Below are 1,086 nucleotides of genomic sequence, written 5' to 3' on the forward strand. Positions count from 1 at the left end.
AAGTCGGAATTGCTAGTAATCGCGGATCAGCATGCCGCGGTGAATACGTTCCCGGGTCTTGTACACACCGCCCGTCACACCACGAGAGTTTACAACACCCGAAGTCGGTGGGGTAACCCGCAAGGGAGCCAGCCGCCGAAGGTGGGGTAGATGATTGGGGTGAAGTCGTAACAAGGTAGCCGTATCGGAAGGTGCGGCTGGATCACCTCCTTTCTATGGAGTACTTCCAGTCCTGTAGGGACTGGGTACAGCATATGCTTCCGTAGTACATTTGCGGAGCAAATGTTTTAGCTTGCACACTCGTTGATCAGTTTTGAGGGAGTAATCCTTCTACAAAATCGTTTGGTGACGATGGCGGAGGGGAACCACGCGTTCCCATCCCGAACACGACCGTTAAGCCCTCCAGCGCCGATGGTACTTGGACCGCAGGGTCCTGGGAGAGTAGGACGTTGCCAAGCGAGCCCACTTTTGTGGGTTTTTATTTTGGRATTATGCTTCCGAAGTAACTTCACTTCGTGAAGTTTTGAGGGCCCTTAGCTCAGCTGGTTAGAGCGCACCCCTGATAAGGGTGAGGTCGGTGGTTCGAGTCCACTAGGGCCCACCATAGTTACCTTAAGTGAATAATAGTTACACCGGGGTCCCCGAAAAGTAATCGGAATAACCCTCGGAGCCTAAGCTTCACTTTTTGGGGTATATTTGGGGCCATAGCTCAGCTGGGAGAGCGCCTGCCTTGCAAGCAGGAGGTCAGCGGTTCGATCCCGCTTGGCTCCACCAAAAACAATCTTATAGCAAGAAACTTCCAAGAATTATGTTGTTGCTTCGCGGAAGCGGATGTGGTAAGATAGCTCTTGCCGCTAAAAACGGTGAGCATCAAATGTAACACATTTTGTTCCTTGAAAACTGGATAGCGAAACGATAACGAGAACTAGAGCAATCTAGTGGCAATTGTGAGCTTGGAAACGATATTCCTTCGGGAAAATCGAGGATAAGCAAGTAAGAGCGCACGGAGGATGCCTAGGCACTAGGAGCCGAAGAAGGACGTGGCGAACGACGAAATGCCTCGGGGAGCCGTAAGCAGGCTTTGAT

Annotated in this window: 2 tRNA genes and 3 rRNA genes; all 5 read left to right on the forward strand. The window is 51.4% G+C overall.

Features of this window, described 5'->3' with window-relative positions:
• Nucleotides 1-213, forward strand: a 16S ribosomal RNA gene (locus tag AC1DWB_RS35900); the annotation flags it as partial.
• Between the two features lie 128 nt (nucleotides 214-341).
• Nucleotides 342-458, forward strand: a 5S ribosomal RNA gene (gene rrf / locus AC1DWB_RS35905).
• A gap of 69 nt (nucleotides 459-527) precedes the next feature.
• A tRNA-Ile gene (locus AC1DWB_RS35910) sits at nucleotides 528-604 on the forward strand.
• A 94-nt stretch (nucleotides 605-698) separates the two neighbouring features.
• A tRNA-Ala gene (locus AC1DWB_RS35915) sits at nucleotides 699-774 on the forward strand.
• Between the two features lie 209 nt (nucleotides 775-983).
• Nucleotides 984-1,086: ribosomal RNA gene (locus AC1DWB_RS35920) — 23S ribosomal RNA — on the forward strand; the annotation flags it as partial.

The sequence above is a fragment of the Paenibacillus sp. P4_E11 genome, from assembly GCF_056401635.1.